The sequence below is a fragment of the Actinophytocola sp. genome (assembly GCF_035762905.1).
Taxonomy (GTDB): domain Bacteria; phylum Actinomycetota; class Actinomycetes; order Mycobacteriales; family Pseudonocardiaceae; genus DASYTH01.
This window is the reverse complement of sequence record NZ_DASUCC010000151.1, coordinates 21,316-40,764: the sequence shown is the minus strand read 5'-3', so window position 1 is coordinate 40,764 and position 19,449 is coordinate 21,316. Positions and strand designations below refer to the sequence as shown.

The window sequence follows — 19,449 nt, the reverse complement described above, 5'->3', positions numbered from 1 at the left end:
GCCGGCGCTTCGCCGAATGAGGCCGGCCGGGCGGCATCCGCTACCGCCCGGCCGGTGGACCCCCGGTCGCGCCCGCTATCAGCGCAGGCGACGCTCCGCCCAGGAGGTGAGTGCGGCCCGGTCGATGCCGCCGTTCATCGGAAGACCGCGGTGCACGAGCACATGACGCACGGCCCGGGTGTGCTCGTGGGCCAGCGCGAGATCGAGCAATTCCTTGTGCAGCATCAGGGTGTTCCGCGAGCCGGGGTGCAGCTCGACGCAGATCGTCGGATGCACGCCGTCGCACAGCCGCGGGCCGACCAGCGCCGAGCGCCGCACCGCCGGGTGGGAGTTGAACACCGCCTCGCACGGGCCGGTCAGCAGGGTGTGCTTCCCGGCGATCACCCGCTCGCCGGCCCGGCCACAGAACCAGATCCGGCCCCTGAGGTCGCGGTAGCCGACATCGCCGGTGCGGTGGAAGAACGTGCCGTCCGCGTGCGGGATCTTGGTCAGGGCGGTGATCTGCCGGTCGTCGAGGTATTCGGCCGACACCCACGGCGCCCGCACCACGATCTCCCCGGGCTCGCCGTCCGGCAGCGGCGCCTCCCACTCGGCGATCGGCCCGGAGGCCACCTCGACGATCTCCACCTCGGCGCCGGGCAGCGGGGACCCGACGCAGCTGCCCACGCCGGGTTCCTGGCCGGCGTCCGGCAGCTCGCCGCCGGCGAGCACGGTCACCGGCAGCGCCGCGTTGCCGCCGTAGGACAGGAAAAGCTCGGCCCCGTCGGGCAGCATCGCGCGGCACCGGTGCACCAGGTCGTCCGGCACCGGAGCGCCCGCGGACACCGTCAGCCGGCGTAACCCGGGCAGCGGAACGCCGCCGACCCAGTGGCTGAGCCGGTCCAGCACGGTGGGCGTGCCGGACAGCCCGGTGGCGCCGTGGGTGGTCACCCAGTTGGCCAGCATCGCCGGATCCGGCCGGGGCGGCAGCAGTACCGCGGTGGCGCCGGCGGCGACCGCGAACAGCGCGAACAGCGCGACGGTGGTCAGCTCCACCTCGCCGCGCCGCCAGCCGAACGTGCTGCCCAGCGCGTCGAGTTGACCGGCCAGCTGCTCGCGCCGGTAGAGCGCGCCGGTGCCGCCCGCGCACACCGCCACCAGGGCCGGCGCCCGCGGGTCGAGGCCGGGTAATGCCATCGTGGCGGCCCCGGCCGCGCGTAACTCGGCCAGCGTGTGGTTGACCGGCGGGCGGCGCCGGGCCCAGCCGAACAGCCGGCCCGGCGGTCCGATGAAGGCCTGCGGCGCGATCCGGTCGAGGCACTCGGCCAGCCGCTTGCCGCGCAGGTCCGGATCGATGAGCAGGGCCAGCGCGCCGGTCTTGAGCAGCGCGAAGGCGGTGGTGAGGAAGTCCGGGCCCGGCGGGATGACCAGCGCGGCGCGCACGCCGGGGCCGACCCCGCGGGCGACCAGCCCGCGGGCCAGGATGTCGCTGTCGCGGTGCAGTTCGGCGAAGGTCAGCGAGCGCCGGGTCATCGGGCAGATCAGGGCGGGGACATCGGGTTCGGCCCTGGCGAGCTCGACGAGCCGAGCCGGCGGGTCGTCCACTCGCGGGCCGAACAGAGCCATGTTCGGATCTTAGCGAACATCCGTGTTCGTGGTGAACAATCCCGTTCACCACTATTCTTTCGTCATGGGACCGATCCAGGGCACGGAGCAACTGCCCCGGGGTCGGCATGGCCTCAGCCGCGAGCAGGTGGTCGCCTCCCAGCGCACGCGGATGCTCACCGCGATGACCGCGGCGGTGGCCCGGAAGGGCTATGCGCACACCTCGGTGGCCGACGTGATCGCCGGCGCGGGGGTCTCCCGAGAGACGTTCTACGAGCAGTTCAGCAGCAAGGAGGACTGCTTCCTGGCCGCATACGACCACGGCGTCCGGTCGGTCCGGCGTGCGGTGTCCAACGCGCTGACCGAAGCACCGAGCGACCCGGCCGAGCGGTACAGCCACGCGCTCGCCGCCTACCTGCGCACGCTGAGCCTGGACGAGGGCATCGCGCGCACGTTCAACGTCGAGGTCTACGCGGCCGGGCCGGCGGCGATCGCCCGCCGAATGGCGCTGATGGACCAGTTCGTGGAGATCACCGCGGGGATCCTCGAGGCCAGGACGCCCGAGGACCGGTTCGCCTGTGAGGCCCTCGTCGCCGCGATCAGCTCGCTGGTCACCAACCGGGTGGGCACCGGGCAGACCGCCTGCCTGCCCAGCCTGCACGAGCCGCTGATGGCCCTGGTGCGGCGCGCGGTCGCGGCGTGGCGGGTTTGACGTGGCTGTTTGACTTGGCCTTGTGCCGGAGCGGTCCACGCGAATCCTGGCCGCGACCGCCCCGCTGATCCTCGCCGGGATCGTGCTGGTCGCGGCGACCATGCGCGGGCCGTTCACCTCGGTCGGGCCGCTGCTCGAGCAGATCCGGTCCGAACTGGACATGTCCGCGGCCGCCGCCGGGGTGCTGACCATGCTGCCGCTGCTGGCCTTCGCCGTGGTCTCCCCGCTGGCCCCGGGATTCGGCCGGCGGCTCGGTCTGGAGTGGGCGATCGGCTCGGCACTGGTCGTCCTGGCCGGCGGCATCGTGCTCCGGTCGGTGCCGGGCCATCCCGCGCTGTTCGCCGGCACCGCGCTGATCGGGGTCGCCATCGGGCTGGTGAACGTGCTGCTGTCCGGGCTGATCAAACGGGACCACCCGAACCACGCCGCGGCGCTCACCGGGCTCTACACCACCGTGATGGGCGGCTTCGCCATGCTCGGCTCCGGCATCGCGGTGCCGGTCGCGCAGGCCGCCCCGGGCGGCTGGCGCACCTCGCTCGGCCTGTGGGTGGTGGTCGCTGTGGCCGCCCTCATCGCCTGGATCCCCCGGCTCCGCGGCCATGCCGCGCCAACAGGCGACGGTCCACACGCGACCGACCGCGCGCACTGGCGCTCGCCGCTGGCCTGGCAGCTGACCGCGTTCATGGGCCTGCAGTCGCTCGGCTTCTACGTCGCGGTGTCCTGGCTGCCGTCCATCCTGCACACCAACGGGATCAGCCCGGAGAGCGCCGGGTGGTACCTGGCCCTGATGCAACTGACCGGGCTGATCGCCTCGGCCGCCTCCCCGGCGATCGTCCGCCGGCTACCCGACCAGCGCCTGTTCACCGCCGGGGCGGCGCTGCTGGGCGTGTTGTCCTACCTGGGTTTCGTGCTCGCTCCCGGACTAAGTCCACTGTGGAGCGCCACGGTCGGCCTGAGCCAGGGCGTCGGCATCACCCTCGCCCTGTCCTTCTTCGCGCTGCGCGCCCGGGACGCCAACCAGGCGGCGGCCCTGTCCGGAATGGGCCAGTCCCTCGGCTACGGGTTGGCCGCCCTCGGCCCACTGCTGTTCGGCCTGCTGCACGACCGCACCGGCGGCTGGACCGTGCCGCTGGTCATCCTGGCCGGACTGATCACGGTCCAGGCCGTGGTCGCCCTCGGCGCCGGCCGGGCCATCCGGGTCGGGGACCCGGTACCAGCGCGGCGCCGGTGAGCACCGCCGCGACACCGGCCGAGTCACACCATCAGGGCACGTCGCACCGCGGCCCGGTAGGCGCCGCCCAGCCGGCCGGCCCGGGCGAGGGCGGCGCGGGCGGCGTTGGCGCCGGGGGCGCCGTGCACGCCGCCGCCCGGGTGGGCGGAGGCGCCGGCCAGGAACAGCCGGTCGATCGGGGTGTCGGCGCGGCCGGCGCCGGGTACCGGGCGGAAGATCAGTTGCTGATGGATCGCGGCGGTGCCGGCGTTGATCGCGCCGCCGGTCAGGCTCGGGTTGTGCGCCTGCAGTTCGGCCGGGCCGGCCACCGCCCGCGCCAGGATCCGGCCGGTGAACCCGGGAGCGTGCCGTTCGATGGCCCGCTCGATCCGGTCGGCGGCCCGGCGCAGCCGGTCGGCCGGCCATCGTTGCCCGCGGGGCACGTGCGTGTAGGCCCACATCGACTCCGTGCCGGGCGGCGAGCGGGTCGGGTCGGCCGTGGTCATCTGGCCGATCAGCAGGAACGGCGCGGCCGGCAGCCAGCCCCGGGTCAGGTCCGCGGCGGCGCCGGACAGCCCGGCCAGGTCGGCGCCGAGATGGACGGTGCCGGCCAGCGCGGCACCGGGCACGGTCCACGGCACCGGCCCGGACAGCGCCCAGTCCACCTTGATCGTTGCGTCGTCCCAGTGGAACCGGTCGAGGTCGCGGACCAGCCGGGCCGGCAGGTGACCGGCGCCGACCAGGTCGCGGTACAGGGCCGGGGCGGGCACGTCGGCGAGCACCGCCCGGCGGGCGCGGACCGGTTCGCCCCCGGCGTCGCACACCCCCATGGCCCGGCCGCCCGCGACCAGCACCCGGGTCACCGGCCGGCCGCAGTGCACCCGCCCGCCGCGCTCGGCCAGCCGCGCGAGCAGCGCCTCGGTGATCCGCCCGGCGCCGCCCTCCGGCACCGGGAACCCCACGTCCTGTCCGAGCATCGACAGCAGCCAGCCGAACATCGCGCCGCCGGCCCGGTCCGGCCCCAGATCGGTGTGCATCGCGTTGCCGGCAAGCAGTAGCCGCGCGCCCAACCCGGCGAACCGCTCCTCCCCCAGCCGGCGGGCGGGCAGCAGCATCGTCCGGCCCAGCCGCACCAGTTCCGCGGTGCCGAGCGTGCGCCACAGCCGGGCGCCGGCCCGCACCGGCGGAAACGGTCGCAGGATCGCCGCCAGCAGGTCGTCCCGGATCCCTTGCCAGTACTCGAACTCGGCCCGCCAGGCGGCCCCGTCCCCGGGCGCGAACGCGCTCACCGACTCCGCCGTGCGCTCGATGTCCCGGGACAGCAGCACGCTGCGGCCGTCCGGCAACACGTGCGCCAGCACCTCCGGCGCGTGCCTCCAGCGCAGGCCGTACCGCTGCAGCCCCAACCCGGTCAGCACCGGCGACGCCGCGGCCAGCGGGTAGAACGCGCTGCACAGGTCACTGCGGAACCCCGGCGCGGTGATCTCCGCGGTCCGCACCGCCCCGCCCGGCGCCTCGGCCGCCTCCAGCACCAGCACGTCCCAGCCCGCGTCGGCCAGCAGGTTCGCCGCCACCAGGCCGTTGTGCCCGGCGCCGATCACCACCGCGTCGACCGTCGGCGTCATCGGCAGTTCGGCGCCACCTCGGCGGCGTCCTTCAGCTCGTCCGGCAGGTCGATGATGTCGAGCAGCTTGACCGCCTCCTGCAGGCTGGTCACGCCGCGGGTGAACGAGTCCAGCGCCGCCTGCGCCGTCTCCGCCGTCAGCTCGGCCACGTTGTCCACAGTGGACTTCGCGGTGGCGATGGACCCGCGCGCCGTGCTCAGATGCTCGATGAGGTCGTTGATGACGTCGTCCACGCCGCCGGCCGGCGCCGGCATCAGCTTGCGCAGTTTCGCCAGCCCGTTGTCCAGCACCTCCACCATCCGCCCGGTCGACTCGCTGATCTGCCGCTTCAACTCCGCCGGATCACTGGTCGTCCTCGGCTCCGGCAGCTCCAACTCCTGGAAGTACTGACCGAACGCGCAGTAGTCATCCATCCACCGCGCCTCCCGGCTGTCCGGGTCGACCTCCGGCGCACTCGACACCACCGCCCCGGCCCGCGGCTCCCCCTCGATCGGCACCGCGCAGCCGCTCACCCCGAGCCACCCGGCCAATCCCACCACCACAACCCGTCCCAGCCGCACCCGCCAAGGCTCCCACGCCGCCCCGCCGCGCGCCGGGAAACGACCGAGCTGCCCGTGCGGCTAGGCGGTTTCGTCGGGGACGGTGTCGAGCAGGGCGGTGGCCAGGGTTCTGGCGGGGCGTTCGAGGTCGGCTTCGATCCGGTGGAAGGTTTGCTGGGCCGGGACGGCGGGCCAGTCGTCGGGGAGGTGGGCGACGGGCAGCCGGGGGTCGCGGCGGATCAGGCGGAGCCATTCGGTGACGATGGACAGGTGGGCGGCGAGCGGGTCCTGCGGGAACGGGCCGGGGGCGGGGGCGGCCCAGCGGTCCAGGAAGGCGCGGTAGCCGGTGGCGAGCCGGTCGAGATCGTAGGCGTCGTCGACCAGCTGGGGGATGTCGGTGAGCTGGTCGGCCGTGGCGCGGAAGACGCGGACGTGCGCGGCCAGGCCGAGGCCGGCGACGATCGCGTCGACGGTGACGGGACCGGGGGCGATCCACAGGCCGCCCTGCAGCGGGCCGAAGCCGGCCCAGACGAGCTGGGAGCGCAGGTCGTGGCGCTGGCGCTGCCAGGACTCGGGCAGGGAGAAGCCGAGCAGGGTCCAGGTTCCGTCCCAGTCGTGGTTGACGGCGCCGGTCTTCCAGATCCGCTGCTCGCCGTCCTGCAGGATCTCGACGGTGCGCGGGGTGAGGCCGAAGTACATCCGCCGGCCGTGCCGCTGGCGGCGCAGTAGGCCGCGGTTGACCATCCGGGCCAGGGTGGACCGGGTGGCGTGCTCGTTGACCCCGAGCCGGGACAGCACGTCGATCACGCTGCCGGAGAACACGCAGGCGCCGCTGTCGTACAGGTAGTCGCCGAGAAACGTGAACATCAGCGACTGCGGCGGTGGCGTGGACACCAGATGATGTTATGCATATCGTTGACGGCTGCAAGAGATCAGCATAACTTTGTACCCGACCCGCACCCGCAGTACACGGAGGTACTCGTGCGTCGTCTGGCGCCACCGCTGGTGGCCGTCGCCCTGCTGGTTGCCGGCTGCGGGAGCGGCGGCAACTCGAGCGGCGGCGGCGGCGAGAGCGGTCCGATCCGGGTCGGTCAGATCGTGTCGCTGACCGGCAACTACTCCCCGCTGGGCAGCGAGAACAAGAAGTCGGTCGAGCTGGCCGTCGAGCAGATCAACAACGCCGGCGGCGTGGCCGGCCGCAAGATCGAGCTGATCGTGAAGGACGACAAGAGCCAGCCGGACCAGTCGGTGCTGGCCTTCAACGACCTCAAGGGCCAGGACGTGGCCGCGGTGATCGGCTCGCCGTTCTCCAACTCGGCGCTGGCCACGATTCCGTTGGTGGACCGGGAAAAGATTCCGTACCTGTCGCCGAGCCCGGCCGACGAGCAGGTCAACCCGGTGCACCCGTATGTGTTCATGGTGCCGGCCACCGCGGCGACCTACGGCGAACGGATCCTGCGCTACCTGCAGGCCGGCAACCTGACCAGGATCGCCGTCGCGCACGACACCAAGAGCTCCTACGCGGTCGCCGGGTTCAAGGGCATGCAGGCCAAGGCGGGCCAGTACGGCGTGACCATCGTGGCCCCCGAGGAGTTCCAGACCACCGCGACCGACTTCAGCTCGGTCTTCAACCGTACCAAGGCTTCCGGCGCACAGGCGCTGGTTGTGTGGGCGACCGGGGCGCCGGCCGTGGCATTGACGAAGCAGTACGCCACGGCCGGGCTGGGTGTGCCGCTGGTTCTCACCGGCGCACAGGCCAGCAAGCTGTTCCTCGACCCGGTCGGTCCCGCCGCCGAAGGGGTGACGGTGGCCAGCTCGATCGGTGTGGTCGGCGCGGATGTGCCGGCCGGCCCGCTGAAGCAGGCGATCGACGAGCTGGCCACGCCCTTCGCGGCGAAGTACGGCTACCCGCCGCCGCAGTTCGCGCAGGACGGCTACAGCGCGGTGAAACTGCTCGTGGCGGCCATCGAGCAGGCCGGCGGCACCGAGCCGGAGCAGATCAGGCAGGCGCTGGAAAGCCTGACCCTGTTGACCCCCAACGGAAAGTACGGCTACAGCGGGTCCGACCACTCCGGGTTGCCCGGCGACTACATCGCGATCACCACGGTCCGCGGCGGGAAGTTCGTGCCCACCGACTGGACCCGCGGCCAGTTGGCCGGCATCGCCGGGCAGTGACGGGCGATGGCCGCACTGCTGAGCGTGACCGGGGTGTCCCGGTCGTTCGGTGGGGTGTTCGCCGTGCGCGAGGTCAGCGTCGAGGTCGCGCCGGGTGAGCTGCACGGGGTGATCGGCCCGAACGGGGCCGGAAAGTCCACCCTGTTCAAGCTGATCGGCGGGCAGCTGCGCGCACAGGGCGGCACGATCACCTACGCCGGCCGGCGGATCGACCGGCTGCCGCCGCACCGCCGGGCGCGGCTGGGGATCGCCGTCGTGTTCCAGGGGGCCAGCATCTTCCGCGGCATGACGGCGCTGGAGAACGTGATGGTCGGCGCGCATGCGATCACCCGCTCGGGGTTCGGCTCGGGCGTGTTGCGACTTCCCCGGCACCGCCGCGAGGAGCGGGACATCAGGCACCGGGCCGGGAAGGCACTCGAGCGGGTCGGCCTGGCCGACTGGGCCGGCCGGCCCGCCGAGGCGCTGCCGCTCGGCCAGCAGCGGGCGGTCCAGGTGGCCCGCGCGCTGTGCGGCGAACCGCGGCTGTTGCTGCTCGACGAGCCGGCCGCGGGCCTGCGGGCCGCCGAGCGCGAGGCACTGGCCCAGCTCATCGAGGAGCTGCGGGCGGGCGGGCTGACCATGCTCAAGATCGAGCACGACGTCGCGTTCGTGACCCGGCTCGCGGATCGGGTCACGGTGCTCGACCTGGGTCGGGTGATCGCCGAGGGCACCCCGGCCGAGATCCGGGCCGATCCGGAGGTCATCGCCGCGTACCTGGGCCAGGAGGTGGTCCCGCGATGATCGAGGTGTCCGATCTGGTGGTCCGCTACGGCGCGGCGGTCGCACTGGACGGGGTGAGCCTCACCGTGGCGGCCGGCGAGCTGGTGGCGCTGATCGGACCGAACGGGGCCGGAAAATCCACTCTGGTCAAGACGTTGTCCCGGATCCTGCGGCCGCACTCGGGCACCGTCACGGTGCACGGCCGGCTCGCCCAGGTGCCGGAGGGCCGGCAGCTGTTCGGCGACCTGACCGTGGACGACAACCTCCGGCTGGGCGGCTGGCGGATCCGCAACCGGGACACCGCGCCGATCTACGAGGTGATGCCCGCACTGGTCCCGCTGCGGCACCGGCGGGCCGGGCTGCTCTCCGGCGGTGAGCAGCAGATGGTCGCGGTCGGCCGGGCGCTGATGCGCCGGCCGGACGTGCTGGTGGTCGACGAGTTGTCCCTCGGCCTGGCCCCGCTGGTGATCGCCGATCTGGTCGGCTACCTGCGCTCGCTGCACGCCGAGCGCGGGCTGGCCGTGCTGTTGATCGAGCAGAACGCCCGGCTGGCCCTTGACCTGTGCTCGCGGGCCTACGTGCTGGAGGCCGGCCGGATCGTGGCGCAGGGTCCGTCCGCCGAGTTGGCCGAGAGCGCGGCGGTGGCCACGGCGTACCTGGGTGCGGGCTCGTGAGTGAGCCTGCGAGCGAACCATCGAACACTGCCCCGCGCCGAGCCTGCGAGGTGCAGCAGTGAGTGAGCTGCTCGGTTACCTGATCACCGGACTGGCTGTCGGATGCGGGTTCGCTCTGGTGGGCAGCGGGCTGGTGGCGATCTTCCGGGTGACCCGGGTGGTGAACTTCGCCCAGGGTTCGTTCGCCGTGCTGGCCGCGATGAGCGCGTCGTCCCTGCTGACCACGCTGCCGCACGGCCTCGCCGAGTTGACCGCGGTGGCGATCGCCGCGGGCGCGGGGCTTCTGGTCGGGCTGATCGCGATCGGCAAACCGGGCACCACCCCGCAGGCGTCGCTGATCGTGACGCTTGGCCTCGGGGTGTTCGCCTATGCGGTGGAGGTGCTGATCTGGGGCGACCAGCCGCGTTCGTTCGCCGGGCTGCCGGGCGCGGTCGAGCTGCTCGGTGCCCGGGTGCAGACCCACTACCTGCTGATCATCGGCGTGACGCTGCCGGTGTTCGCCGGCATGGCGGTCTTCTTCACCCGCACCGACCTGGGCAAGGCGCTCACCGCGTGCGCATCGAATCCTTACGCGGCACGAGTTGTCGGCATCGACGTGACCCGCATGGGGGTACTGACGTTCGGCATCGGCGGCGCGCTCGGCGGGCTGGCCGGCGTGCTGGTCACCCCGGTGCAGCAGATCTCCTTCGACGCGGACGTGACGCTGGCGATCAATGGGTTCGCCGCGGCGATCCTCGGCGGCCTGACCCGACCGGCGGTCACCCTGCTCGGCGGGCTGCTGCTCGGTGTGGCGCAGGCGCTGGTCGCCGGCTACGGAAACGCGGCGCACCAGGCGGAGATCGCGCTCGGCCTGATGCTCGCGGTGATGATCTGGCGTGCGGTCCGCCGCCCGGCACAGCTGGAAGAACCGGTATGAGATACGCGATCCTGCTGGCCGCAGCGGCCGCCGCTGTCGCCCTTCCGTCCTTTTTGGACAGCGATCAGCTGGCCGTGTTCATCCTGCTCGGCCTGGCCGCGATGGTGGTGGTCGGGCTGTCCCTGCTGATGGGCTATGCCGGCCAGATCTCGCTCGGTCAGGCGTCGTTCTACGCCATCGGCGGCTACACCGCCGGGCTGCTGGCCACCGCCGGTGCGCCGCCGGTGCTCGGGCTGGTGGCCGCGCCCGCGGTGGCCGCCGGGTTCGCCGCCGTGGTCGGGATCGGGCTGCTCCGGCTGCGCGGCCACTACCTCGCCTTCGCCACCCTGGCCATGCAGCTGATCCTGCTTTCCGTGCTGGCCCAGGCGGAGTGGGCCGGCGGAGCGATCGGGCTGCAGGGTGTGCCGCGGTTCTCGATCGGCGGTTTCGAGCTGGCGGAAGACATCCAGTACGCCTACCTCACCCTTGGCGCGCTGGCGCTGACCCTGGTCGTGGCCCGCAACGTGGTGCACTCCCGGGCCGGCCGGGGACTGCGGGCCCTGGCCACCAGCGAGACCGCCGCGGCCGCGAGCGGGGTGCCGGTCGGCCGGTACCGGCTGGCGGTGTTCGCCCTTTCGGCCGCGTTCGCCGGGCTGGCCGGCGGAATCTACGCGTTCTACCTCGGGTATCTGGGCCCCGGCTCGTTCCCGGTGCTGCTGTCGATCGAGTACGTGGTGATGGCCGTGGTCGGCGGGCTCGGCACGATCGCCGGACCGGTGGTCGGCGCGGCCGGCATCGTGCTGCTGGTGCAGTTGCTCAACGATCTCGGCACCCGGCCGGGCATGCCGAGCTACGCGCCGAGCGTACTGTCCTATGCGGTGTACGCCGTGCTGCTGGTGCTGGTCGTGCTGTTCCTGCCCCGCGGCATCGTGCCCGCGCTCGGTGACCTGCGGGCCCGGCTCGGCCGGGGAAGGGAGCGGCGGTGAACCTCGACGACCTGGTCGCGATCGACGTGCACACGCACGCCGAGGTGTCCGCGGACGGCCACCACGCGCTGCCGGAGCGCCTGATGGCCGGTTCCGCCAAGTACTTCGCGGTCACCGGCGACCGGGCGCCGACCGTGCCGGCGATCGCCGAGTACTACCGGCAGCGGCGGATGGCCGCGGTGGTGTTCACCGTCGACGCCGAGCACGGGACCGGTCATCCGCCGGTGCCCAACGAGGACGTGGCCCAGGCCTGCGCGGCCAACGCCGACGTACTGATCCCGTTCGCCAGCGTCGACCCGCACCGCGCCGACGCGGCGCGCACGGCCCGGCGCCTCGCCGAGAGCCATCCCATCCGCGGCTTCAAGTTCCACCCGTGCCTGCAGGCGTTCCACCCGAACGACCCGCTCGCCTACCCGCTCTACGAGGTGCTGCAGGAGCTGGGCATGGTCGCGTTGTTCCACAGTGGACAGACCGGCATCGGCGCCGGGGTTCGTGGCGGCGGCGGGGTGCGGCTCAAGTACGCCAACCCGATGGCGATCGACGACGTCGCGGCGGACTTCCCGGACCTCAAGATCGTGATCGCGCACCCGTCGTTCCCGTGGCAGGACGAGGCGCTCGCGGTGGCCACGCACAAGCCCCTGGTGCACATCGACCTGTCCGGCTGGTCGCCCAAATACTTCCCGCCGCAGTTGGTGCGCTACGCCAACACGCTGCTCAAGGACAAGGTGCTGTTCGGCAGCGACTTCCCGGTGATCACTCCGGACCGCTGGCTGGCCGACTTCGAGAAGCTGGACATCCGGCCGGAGGTCCGCCCGCTCATCCTCAAGGACAACGCCGCACGCCTGCTCGGCCTGACCGGAAGTGCCTGACAGCCATGCGAAACCAGGGAATCGGGTCGTGGCCGGCGCGCCGGGCGCGAATGTCGCCGAAGCGCACCGCGGTGGTGCACGACGGTCGCGAGTGGACCTACGCGCAGCTCTACGACCGGGTGGTCCGGCTGGCCCGGGTGTTCGCCGAACGCGGCGTGCGGTCCGGGGACCGGGTCGCCTACCTGGGACCGAACCACCCGACGTTCCTGGAGACGCTGTTCGCCACCGGCACCCTCGGCGCGATCTTCGTGCCGCTGAACACCCGGCTGGCCGCGCCCGAGCTGGCCTACATTCTGCGCGACAGCGGCGCCCGGCTGCTGGTGCACGCCCCCACGCACGCGGAGATCGCCGCCGAGCTGGGTTCCGGTGCCGAGCCCGTGGACGTGCTCGACCTCGAGTCGTACGAGCGGCTGCTGGCCGCGCGCCCGGCCGACCCGCTGGACGAGCCGGTGGCCGACGGCGAGCTGAGCATGATCATGTACACCTCGGGGACCACCGGGCAGCCGAAGGGCGTCGCGCTCAGCCACGCCAACATCGTGTGGAACAGCCTGAACCTGCTGATCGACGTGGACCTCGCCGGCGACGAGGTGACCCTGGTGAACGCGCCGATGTTCCATGTCGCCGCGCTGAACCAGACCGTGCTGCCCACCATCCTCAAGGGCGGCACGCTGGTGCTGGACTCCGCGTTCGACCCGGTCCGCACGCTTGAGCTGATCGCCCGGCACCGGGTGACCTACCTGTTCGGCGTTCCGGTGATGTTCCAGGCGATCGCGTCCGCGCCGGGCTGGGCCGATGCCGACCTGTCCTCGGTGCGCTCGATGATCTGCGGCGGCGCACCGGTTCCGGAGTCGCTGATCGCCATCTACACCGCACGCGGGCTGACCTTCCTGCAGGGCTACGGGTTGACCGAGTCCGCGCCCGGTGCGCTGTTCCTGCGCGCCCAGGACGGCCCGAGCAAGATCGGCTCGGCCGGAACCCCGTGCTTCTTCACCGATGTCCGGGTGGTGCGGCCGGACGGGACCGACGCCGGGCCGGGTGAGCCGGGCGAGGTTCTGCTGCACGGCCCGAGCCTCATGACCTGCTACTGGCACAAGCCGGAGGAAACCGCGGCGGTGCGCTCCGGGGACGGCTGGCTGCGCACCGGGGACATCGCCGTTGCGGACGAGGACGGCTACCTCACCATCCGGGACCGGATCAAGGATATGATCATCTCGGGCGGGGAGAACATCTACCCGGCCGAGGTGGAGGACGTGCTGTACCGGCATCCCGCGGTGGCCGAGTGCGCCGTGATCGGCGTGCCGGACCAACGCTGGGGGGAGGTGGGCCGGGCGGTGGTGGTGCTGCGCGCCGGGGCGGGGGCCGAACCGGACGAGCTGCTCGACTTCCTCGCCGGCAAGATCGCCAAGTACAAGATCCCGAAGTCGGTGGTGTTCGTGGACACGTTGCCGCGCAGCGGTTCCGGCAAGGTGCTCAAGGGACCGCTACGGGCGAGCGTCGGCCGGTGATCACCGCCGCGTTGACCCTGGACCCGGCGGTGCGGATCGCACCGGTGGGCCGGCGGCTGTTCGGCTCGTTCGTCGAGCACATGGGCCGGTGCGTGTACTCCGGCATCTACGAGCCCGGCCACCCGGCCGCCGACGATCGCGGGTTCCGCGGCGACGTGCTGGAACTGGTGCGGGAGCTGGGGGTGGGCGTGGTGCGCTACCCGGGCGGCAACTTCGTGTCCGGGTACCGGTGGGAGGACGGCGTCGGCCCGCCGGCCGAGCGGCCCACCCGGCTCGATCTGGCCTGGCGGCAGATCGAGCCGAACGCCTTCGGGCTGGGCGAGTTCATGGCCTGGACCAGGGCAGCCCGGGTGGAGCCGATGCTCGCGGTCAACCTCGGCACCCGCGGCATCCAGGAGGCGTGCGATCTGATCGAGTACGCCAACCACCCGGGCGGCACCTACCTCGCCGACCTGCGGGCCCGGCACGGCGACCCGGATCCGTATGGGATTCGCCTGTGGTGCCTGGGAAACGAGGTGGACGGGCACTGGCAGATCGGGCACAAGACCGCGGTGGAGTACGGGCGGCTGGCGAACGAGACGGCCAAGGCGATGCGGGCCGTCGACCCCGGCGTCGAGCTGGTGCTGTGCGGCAGTTCCGGCGCGACCATGCCGACCTTCGGCGCCTGGGAGGCCACGGTCCTCGAGCTGGCCTACGACGCGGTGGACCACATCTCGCTGCACTCCTACTACGAGGAGAACGCTGATCTGGCGAGCTTCCTGGCCACCCCGGTGGCGATGGACCGGTTCATCGCGGACGTGGTCGCCACCGCGGACCACGTGCGGGCCAAGCTGCGCCGGCAGAAGCGGATCACGCTGTCGTTCGACGAGTGGAACGTCTGGAACATGTCGCGGTTCCCCGGCCGCGCCGAGGCGGACTGGGAGCACGCCCCGGTGCTGATCGAGGACACCTACACGGCGGCCGACGCGGTCGCGGTGGGCGGGTATCTGATCACCTTGCTGCGCAACGCCGACCGGGTGGCGGTCGCCTGCCAGGCCCAGCTGGTCAACGTGATCGCCCCCATCCGCACCGACCGGGGCGGTGCCGCCTGGCGCCAGACGATCTTCCATCCGTTCGCGCTCACCGCCCGACACGCCCGCGGCGAGGTGCTGCGGGTGGAACCGGCGGGTCCGACCGTGGACACCGTGGCGCACGGCGAGGTCCCGGTGCTGGACGCGGTCGCCACGCACGACCCGGAGTCCGGTGCCGTGGCACTGTTCGCGATGAACCGGCACACCACCGAGCCGGTCACGCTGACCGCCGACCTGCGCGCGCTCGGCCCGGTCACGGTGACCGGCGCGCACATCCTGGCCGACCCCGACCCGCACGCGGTCAACGACCGTGCGCATCCCGACCGGGTCCGGCCAAGGGCGCTCGACCTGCCCGCACCGGACGGCGGCCGGTTGACCGCCGTCCTGCCTCCGGTGTCCTGGAGCGTGATCACCCTGCACGCGGGCGAGCCGGCCTAGCCTCGAAATTTCGAGGCTAGGTCTCGCAACCGATCCCGTCGTGGTCGGCGTCGAAACGGTGCGGATCCGGTTGCCGCACCTGGAAGTTCTTGTAGGGAACGTCCGGGCAGTCCAGATCCGGCGGTGCCGGTGCGATGCACACCCCCGGGTAGGACGCGTCGCAGTTCTGCTTGGGCGCGGGCGGTTTGGGCGGCGGCACGGGCTTCGGAGCCGGCGGCTTCGGGGTCGGCGGCTTCGGCGCGGGTGGCGCGGGCGGTGGTTCGGCGGGGGCCGGTGGCGGTTCCACGGTGGTCGTGGTGACCGGCGGCGGCGTGGTCGTGGTGGTCGGGTCCGGGACGGTGGTGGCGGGCGCGACGGAAACCGACGGCTCGACCGGGGATCCGGGCGCGGTGCCGCAGGCGGCCAGCGTCAACAGCAGACCGCCGGCGAACGCCAGACGGATACGACTGTCCATTGTAGACAAATACTCCTCAGGAAAGTGGACGTTCTGCTCGGCCGGCCGATGACCTGCGCATCGCCCCGCTTCGACGGGCCGTTACGAATGCAAGATCTTTGAATGTTCCGGCAAGATGTTGCGGTACCTTGACCCCATGGAGCGGACCCGGCTGGCGGACATCGCCGCGCAGGCCAACGTCAGCGAGGCCACGGTCAGCCGGGTGCTCAACGGAAAGGCCGGTGTCTCGGCGGCCACCCGGGAGGCCGTGCTGGCCGCGCTCGATCTGCTCGGCTACGAGCGGCCGGCCCGGCTGCGGGCCCGTAGCGCCGGGCTGATCGGGCTGATCACCCCCGAGCTGTCCAACCCGGTCTTCCCGGCGTTCGCCCAGGTCATCGAGCGGGTGCTGACCCGGGACGGGTACACGCCGGTGCTCTGCACGCAGACGCCCGGCGGGTCGACCGAGGACGAGCTGACCGACGCTCTCGTCGACCGCGGGGTGAACGGGATCATCTTCGTCTCCGGGCTGCACGCCGACTCCACCGCCGACATGAACCGCTACGTCAAGCTGGCCGGGCGCGGCGTGCCGTTCGTCATGATCAACGGCTACACCGAGAAGGTGTCCGCGCCGTTCGTCTCCACCGACGACCGCGCGGCCATGCGGCTGGCCGTGACGCACCTGGTGGAGCTGGGCCACGAGCGGATCGGGCTGGCCGTCGGGCCGCGCCGGTTCGTCCCGGTGCTGCGCAAGATCGAGGGCTTCGTGCAGCACATGCGCACCCTGCTGCCGCTGTCCGCGGAGGCCGCCGAGCGGCTGGTGCAGCACTCGCTGTTCACCGTGGAGGGTGGGCAGGCGGCCGCGCACGCGCTGATCGACAAGGGCTGCACCGCGATCATCTGCGCCGGCGATCTGATGGCGCTCGGCGCGGTGCGGGCCGCCCGGCAGCGCGGGCTGCGGGTGCCGGCGGACGTGTCGGTGGTCGGCTTCGACGACTCGCCGCTGATCGTGTTCACCGATCCGCCGCTGACCACGCTGCGCCAGCCGGTCGAGGCGATGGGCCAGGCCGCGGTGAACGCGCTGCTCGAGGAGGTCGGCGGCACCCCGGCGCCGCACGCGGAGTTCGTCTTCCTGCCGGAGCTGGTGGTCCGCGGTTCGACCGGAGCGGCGCCGTCCTGAGGGTTTACCCGGGGCACTCTCCTTGGTAATCTTGCGGAAACTCCCTGCAACTCTTTTCACCTCCGTAAGGAGGCGTCATGCACCGTCGCATGCGATCAACCCTGCGTCTTCTGACCATCGCGACCACCGTCCTGGCCGGCGTGAGCGTGCCGGCCGCAACCTCGGAACCGGCCGGCATCGCCTCCGGAACCAGCCCGGGCGCCAAGGACGTGATCGTCCACCTGTTCCAGTGGCCCTGGGCCTCGGTCGCCTCGGAATGCACAAACGTGTTGGGGCCCAAGGGTTTCGGCGCCGTTCAGGTGTCCCCGCCACAGGAGCACGTGGTGCTGCCCGGCAGCGGGTACCCGTGGTGGCAGGACTACCAGCCGGTCAGCTACCAGCTCGTCTCCCGCCGCGGCAACCGGGCGGCGTTCGCCAACATGGTCAACACCTGCCACGCCGCCGGCGTGAAGATCTTCGTCGACGCCATCGTCAACCACATGGCCGGCGGCGCCTCCGCCGGGCCCGGCAGCGGCGGATCGAGCTACACCCAGTACGGCTATCCCGCCGTGCCGTACGGGTTCGACGACTTCCACCACTGCGGCCGCAACGGCAACGACGACATCCGCAACTGGACCGACCGATTCGAGGTGCAGAACTGCGAGCTGGTCGACCTGTCCGACCTGAAGACCGAATCCTCCTACGTGCGCGGGAAGTTGACCGCGTACCTGCAGGACCTGGCCGGGCTCGGGGTGGACGGCATCCGGGTGGACGCGGCCAAGCACGTGCCGGTCGCCGACCTGCAGGCGATCTACGGCCCGATGGCCTCGCCGCGCTACGTCTTCCAGGAGGTGATCGAGGGCGGGCCCGGCGAGATCGCACCCGGCGAGTACACCGGCATCGGTGACGTCACCGAGTTCCGCTACGGCGACGTGGTCGGCAACGCCTTCCGCGACGGGAACCTGAGCAACCTCAACAACCTGGCCGGCTCCATGGCGCTCGGCTCACCAGACGCGGTGGCGTTCATCGACAACCACGACACCCAGCGCAACGGCCGCGCCCGGCTGACCTACAAGGACGGCAACAACTACGCGCTGGCCGAGGCGTTCATGCTGGCCTGGCCGTACGGGGTGCCGCAGGTGATGTCCAGCTTCACGTTCAACGGCGGCGACCAGGGCCCGCCGGCCGCCGGCAACGGCACCACCTCGCCGGTCAACTGCGCCAGCGGCTGGGTGTGCGAGCACCGCTGGCGCACCACGGCGAACCTGGTGGGACTGCGCAACAACAGCAGCGGTGCCGGCGTGACCAACTGGTGGAGCAACGGATCGAGCCAGATCGGCTTCGGCCGGGCCGGCAAGGCGTACCTGGCGTTCAACCGCGACGGCGGCACGCTGTCCCGTACGTTCCAGACCGACCTGCCGGCCGGAACCTACTGTGACGTCGCGAACGGCGACTTCAGTGCCGGCACCTGCACCGGTGCCGCGTACACGGTGGACAGTGGTGGCAGGTTCGTCGCGTCGGTGCCGTCCGGACGGATGCTCGCGCTGCACGTGGGCGCCCGGACGTCCGGTGGCGGCGGTGGCTGCACCACGGTCGCGGTGGGCTTCAACGTCGAGGCGTTCACGATCTTCGGCGAGAACGTGTTCGTCGCCGGAAACCGGCCGGAGCTGGGGAACTGGGACCCGGCGAACAGCCTGCCGTTGTCCGCGGCGACCTATCCGATCTGGCGCGGCACGGTCAACCTGCCGGCCAACGTGACCTTCGAGTACAAGTACATCAAGCGCATGGGCAGTCAGGTGATCTGGGAGTCCGGTGCCAACCGGGTCCGGTCCACCGGCAGCGCGTGCTCGGTCTCGTTCGACGAGGTCTGGCGAAACTGACTTGACCTTCCAGCTACTGGAAGGTTGACGATGGTCCGGTGCCGGACAACGGAAGGTTCACGATCGGTGCGCTGGCCCGGCGCACCGGTCTGACCACGCGCACGATCCGGTTCTACTCAGACGAGGGTCTGCTGCCCCCGGCCGAGCGTTCGGCCGGGGGCTACCGGCTCTACGACGCCCGGTCGCTCGCCGCCATCGAGCTCGTGAAGACGCTGCGCGAGCTCGGCCTCGGCCTGCCCGAGATCGATCGGGCGCTGGCCGGCCAGACGACCATCGTGGACCTGGCCCGGCACCACATCGATGTGCTGGACAACCAGATCCGCCTGCTCAACCTGCGCCGCGCGGTGCTGCGCGCGGTGACCAACCGCGGATCGGACGAGGTGACCCTGATGACCAAGCTCGCCGGAATGACGGACGAGGAACGCGACCGCCTGATCGACGAGTTCTGGGACGAGGTCACCGGCGGCCTGAACATCGACCCGGCCTTCGCCGACCGGATGCGCTCGGCCAAGCCCCAACTCCCCGCCGACCCCACCCCCGAACAGCTCGAAGCCTGGATCGAACTGGCCGAACTCGTCCGCGACAAGGACTTCCGTGCCCGCATCCGGCAGATGAGCGAGTCCCACTCGGCCGCCCGCACCGCCGGCCAGTCCATGGCACCCGCCGACGATTGGCCCCGCTGGACCGAGATCGCCGCCGAAGCCCTCGCCGCCGACGAACCCCCGACCTCTGCTCGCGCCCGCGCCCTCAGCACCGAGATCACCACCACCCTCGGCATCTCCACCGCCCAGGCCGCCGACCACATCGCCACCGGCACCGACACCCGCGCCGAGCGCTACTGGCAACTCATGGCCACCATCAACGGCTGGCCCCCCATCCCCACCCGGGTCCCCGCCGTCGAATGGCTCATCGCCGCCCTGCGCGCCGCCGGCTGACCCG

General features: G+C 72.0%; 18 protein-coding genes. 13 read left to right on the top strand and 5 right to left on the bottom strand.

What is annotated here, in order from left to right; genetic code table 11:
* Positions 1–78: 78 nt before the first annotated feature.
* Positions 79–1,605 carry an AMP-binding protein gene (locus VFV67_RS33220; protein WP_326474674.1) on the bottom strand — a complete coding sequence of 509 codons (1,527 nt, stop codon included), beginning with the start codon at positions 1,603–1,605 and terminating at the stop codon, positions 79–81.
* A 64-nt stretch (positions 1,606–1,669) separates the two neighbouring features.
* On the opposite strand from VFV67_RS33220, the gene VFV67_RS33215 reads away from it, so the two are divergent.
* Together VFV67_RS33215 and VFV67_RS33210 are read left to right on the top strand one after the other, a co-directional pair.
* Positions 1,670–2,296, top strand: a complete 627-nt coding sequence (locus VFV67_RS33215) for a TetR/AcrR family transcriptional regulator (RefSeq protein WP_326474673.1) — start codon at positions 1,670–1,672, stop codon at positions 2,294–2,296.
* A 22-nt stretch (positions 2,297–2,318) separates the two neighbouring features.
* Positions 2,319–3,527 (top strand): MFS transporter, encoded by a 1,209-nt coding sequence (locus VFV67_RS33210; protein WP_326474672.1) that lies wholly within the window; start codon positions 2,319–2,321, stop codon positions 3,525–3,527.
* A 23-nt stretch (positions 3,528–3,550) separates the two neighbouring features.
* Here VFV67_RS33210 and VFV67_RS33205 read toward each other — a convergent pair whose 3' ends face one another.
* Genes VFV67_RS33205 through VFV67_RS33195 form a run of 3 tightly spaced genes read right to left on the bottom strand, consistent with a single transcriptional unit; the run spans position 3,551 to position 6,564 of the window.
* A complete protein-coding gene (locus VFV67_RS33205) occupies positions 3,551–5,131 on the bottom strand; it encodes an NAD(P)/FAD-dependent oxidoreductase (protein WP_326474671.1) in 1,581 nt (526 codons plus the stop codon).
* Complete coding sequence (locus tag VFV67_RS33200; protein WP_326474670.1) at positions 5,128–5,691, bottom strand: hypothetical protein; 564 nt, start codon at positions 5,689–5,691, stop codon at positions 5,128–5,130. The genes VFV67_RS33205 and VFV67_RS33200 overlap by 4 nt, the downstream gene beginning before the upstream one ends.
* Positions 5,692–5,751: 60 nt before the next feature.
* Positions 5,752–6,564: a PaaX family transcriptional regulator C-terminal domain-containing protein gene (locus tag VFV67_RS33195; protein ID WP_326474669.1), complete on the bottom strand. Its 813-nt coding sequence runs from the start codon at positions 6,562–6,564 to the stop codon at positions 5,752–5,754.
* 87 nt (positions 6,565–6,651) lie between these two features.
* On the opposite strand from VFV67_RS33195, the gene VFV67_RS33190 reads away from it, so the two are divergent.
* Genes VFV67_RS33190 through VFV67_RS33155 form a run of 8 tightly spaced genes read left to right on the top strand, consistent with a single transcriptional unit; the run spans position 6,652 to position 15,041 of the window.
* Complete coding sequence (locus VFV67_RS33190) at positions 6,652–7,845, top strand: ABC transporter substrate-binding protein (protein WP_326474668.1); 1,194 nt, start codon at positions 6,652–6,654, stop codon at positions 7,843–7,845.
* Between the two features lie 6 nt (positions 7,846–7,851).
* Positions 7,852–8,625 (top strand): ABC transporter ATP-binding protein, encoded by a 774-nt coding sequence (locus VFV67_RS33185; protein ID WP_326474667.1) that lies wholly within the window; start codon positions 7,852–7,854, stop codon positions 8,623–8,625.
* The gene (locus VFV67_RS33180; protein WP_326474666.1) at positions 8,622–9,278 is read left to right on the top strand and encodes an ABC transporter ATP-binding protein; all 657 of its coding nucleotides are present in this window, start codon (positions 8,622–8,624) and stop codon (positions 9,276–9,278) included. Before VFV67_RS33185 ends, VFV67_RS33180 begins: the two co-directional genes overlap by 4 nt.
* 58 nt (positions 9,279–9,336) lie before the next feature.
* A complete protein-coding gene (locus VFV67_RS33175; RefSeq protein ID WP_326474665.1) occupies positions 9,337–10,194 on the top strand; it encodes a branched-chain amino acid ABC transporter permease in 858 nt (285 codons plus the stop codon).
* Positions 10,191–11,159: a branched-chain amino acid ABC transporter permease gene (locus tag VFV67_RS33170; RefSeq protein WP_326474664.1), complete on the top strand. Its 969-nt coding sequence runs from the start codon at positions 10,191–10,193 to the stop codon at positions 11,157–11,159. The genes VFV67_RS33175 and VFV67_RS33170 overlap by 4 nt, the downstream gene beginning before the upstream one ends.
* Complete coding sequence (locus tag VFV67_RS33165; RefSeq protein WP_326474663.1) at positions 11,156–12,028, top strand: amidohydrolase family protein; 873 nt, start codon at positions 11,156–11,158, stop codon at positions 12,026–12,028. Before VFV67_RS33170 ends, VFV67_RS33165 begins: the two co-directional genes overlap by 4 nt.
* 5 nt (positions 12,029–12,033) lie before the next feature.
* A complete protein-coding gene (locus VFV67_RS33160; RefSeq protein ID WP_326474662.1) occupies positions 12,034–13,533 on the top strand; it encodes a long-chain fatty acid--CoA ligase in 1,500 nt (499 codons plus the stop codon).
* A complete protein-coding gene (locus VFV67_RS33155; RefSeq protein ID WP_326474661.1) occupies positions 13,530–15,041 on the top strand; it encodes an alpha-N-arabinofuranosidase in 1,512 nt (503 codons plus the stop codon). The genes VFV67_RS33160 and VFV67_RS33155 overlap by 4 nt, the downstream gene beginning before the upstream one ends.
* A gap of 16 nt (positions 15,042–15,057) precedes the next feature.
* Here VFV67_RS33155 and VFV67_RS33150 read toward each other — a convergent pair whose 3' ends face one another.
* A complete protein-coding gene (locus VFV67_RS33150) occupies positions 15,058–15,495 on the bottom strand; it encodes a hypothetical protein (protein ID WP_326474660.1) in 438 nt (145 codons plus the stop codon).
* A 136-nt stretch (positions 15,496–15,631) separates the two neighbouring features.
* Between VFV67_RS33150 and VFV67_RS33145 the strand changes: the two genes are divergently transcribed.
* The 3 genes from VFV67_RS33145 to VFV67_RS33135 all read left to right on the top strand — a co-directional run bounded on the left by VFV67_RS33145 (position 15,632) and on the right by VFV67_RS33135 (position 19,445).
* On the top strand, positions 15,632–16,651 hold the full coding sequence (locus VFV67_RS33145) for a LacI family DNA-binding transcriptional regulator (protein WP_326474659.1): 1,020 nt from the start codon (positions 15,632–15,634) through the stop codon (positions 16,649–16,651).
* Between the two features lie 77 nt (positions 16,652–16,728).
* Positions 16,729–18,510: a carbohydrate-binding module family 20 domain-containing protein gene (locus tag VFV67_RS33140; protein ID WP_326474658.1), complete on the top strand. Its 1,782-nt coding sequence runs from the start codon at positions 16,729–16,731 to the stop codon at positions 18,508–18,510.
* A 38-nt stretch (positions 18,511–18,548) separates the two neighbouring features.
* The gene (locus VFV67_RS33135; RefSeq protein WP_326474657.1) at positions 18,549–19,445 is read left to right on the top strand and encodes a MerR family transcriptional regulator; all 897 of its coding nucleotides are present in this window, start codon (positions 18,549–18,551) and stop codon (positions 19,443–19,445) included.
* Positions 19,446–19,449: the final 4 nt, after the last annotated feature.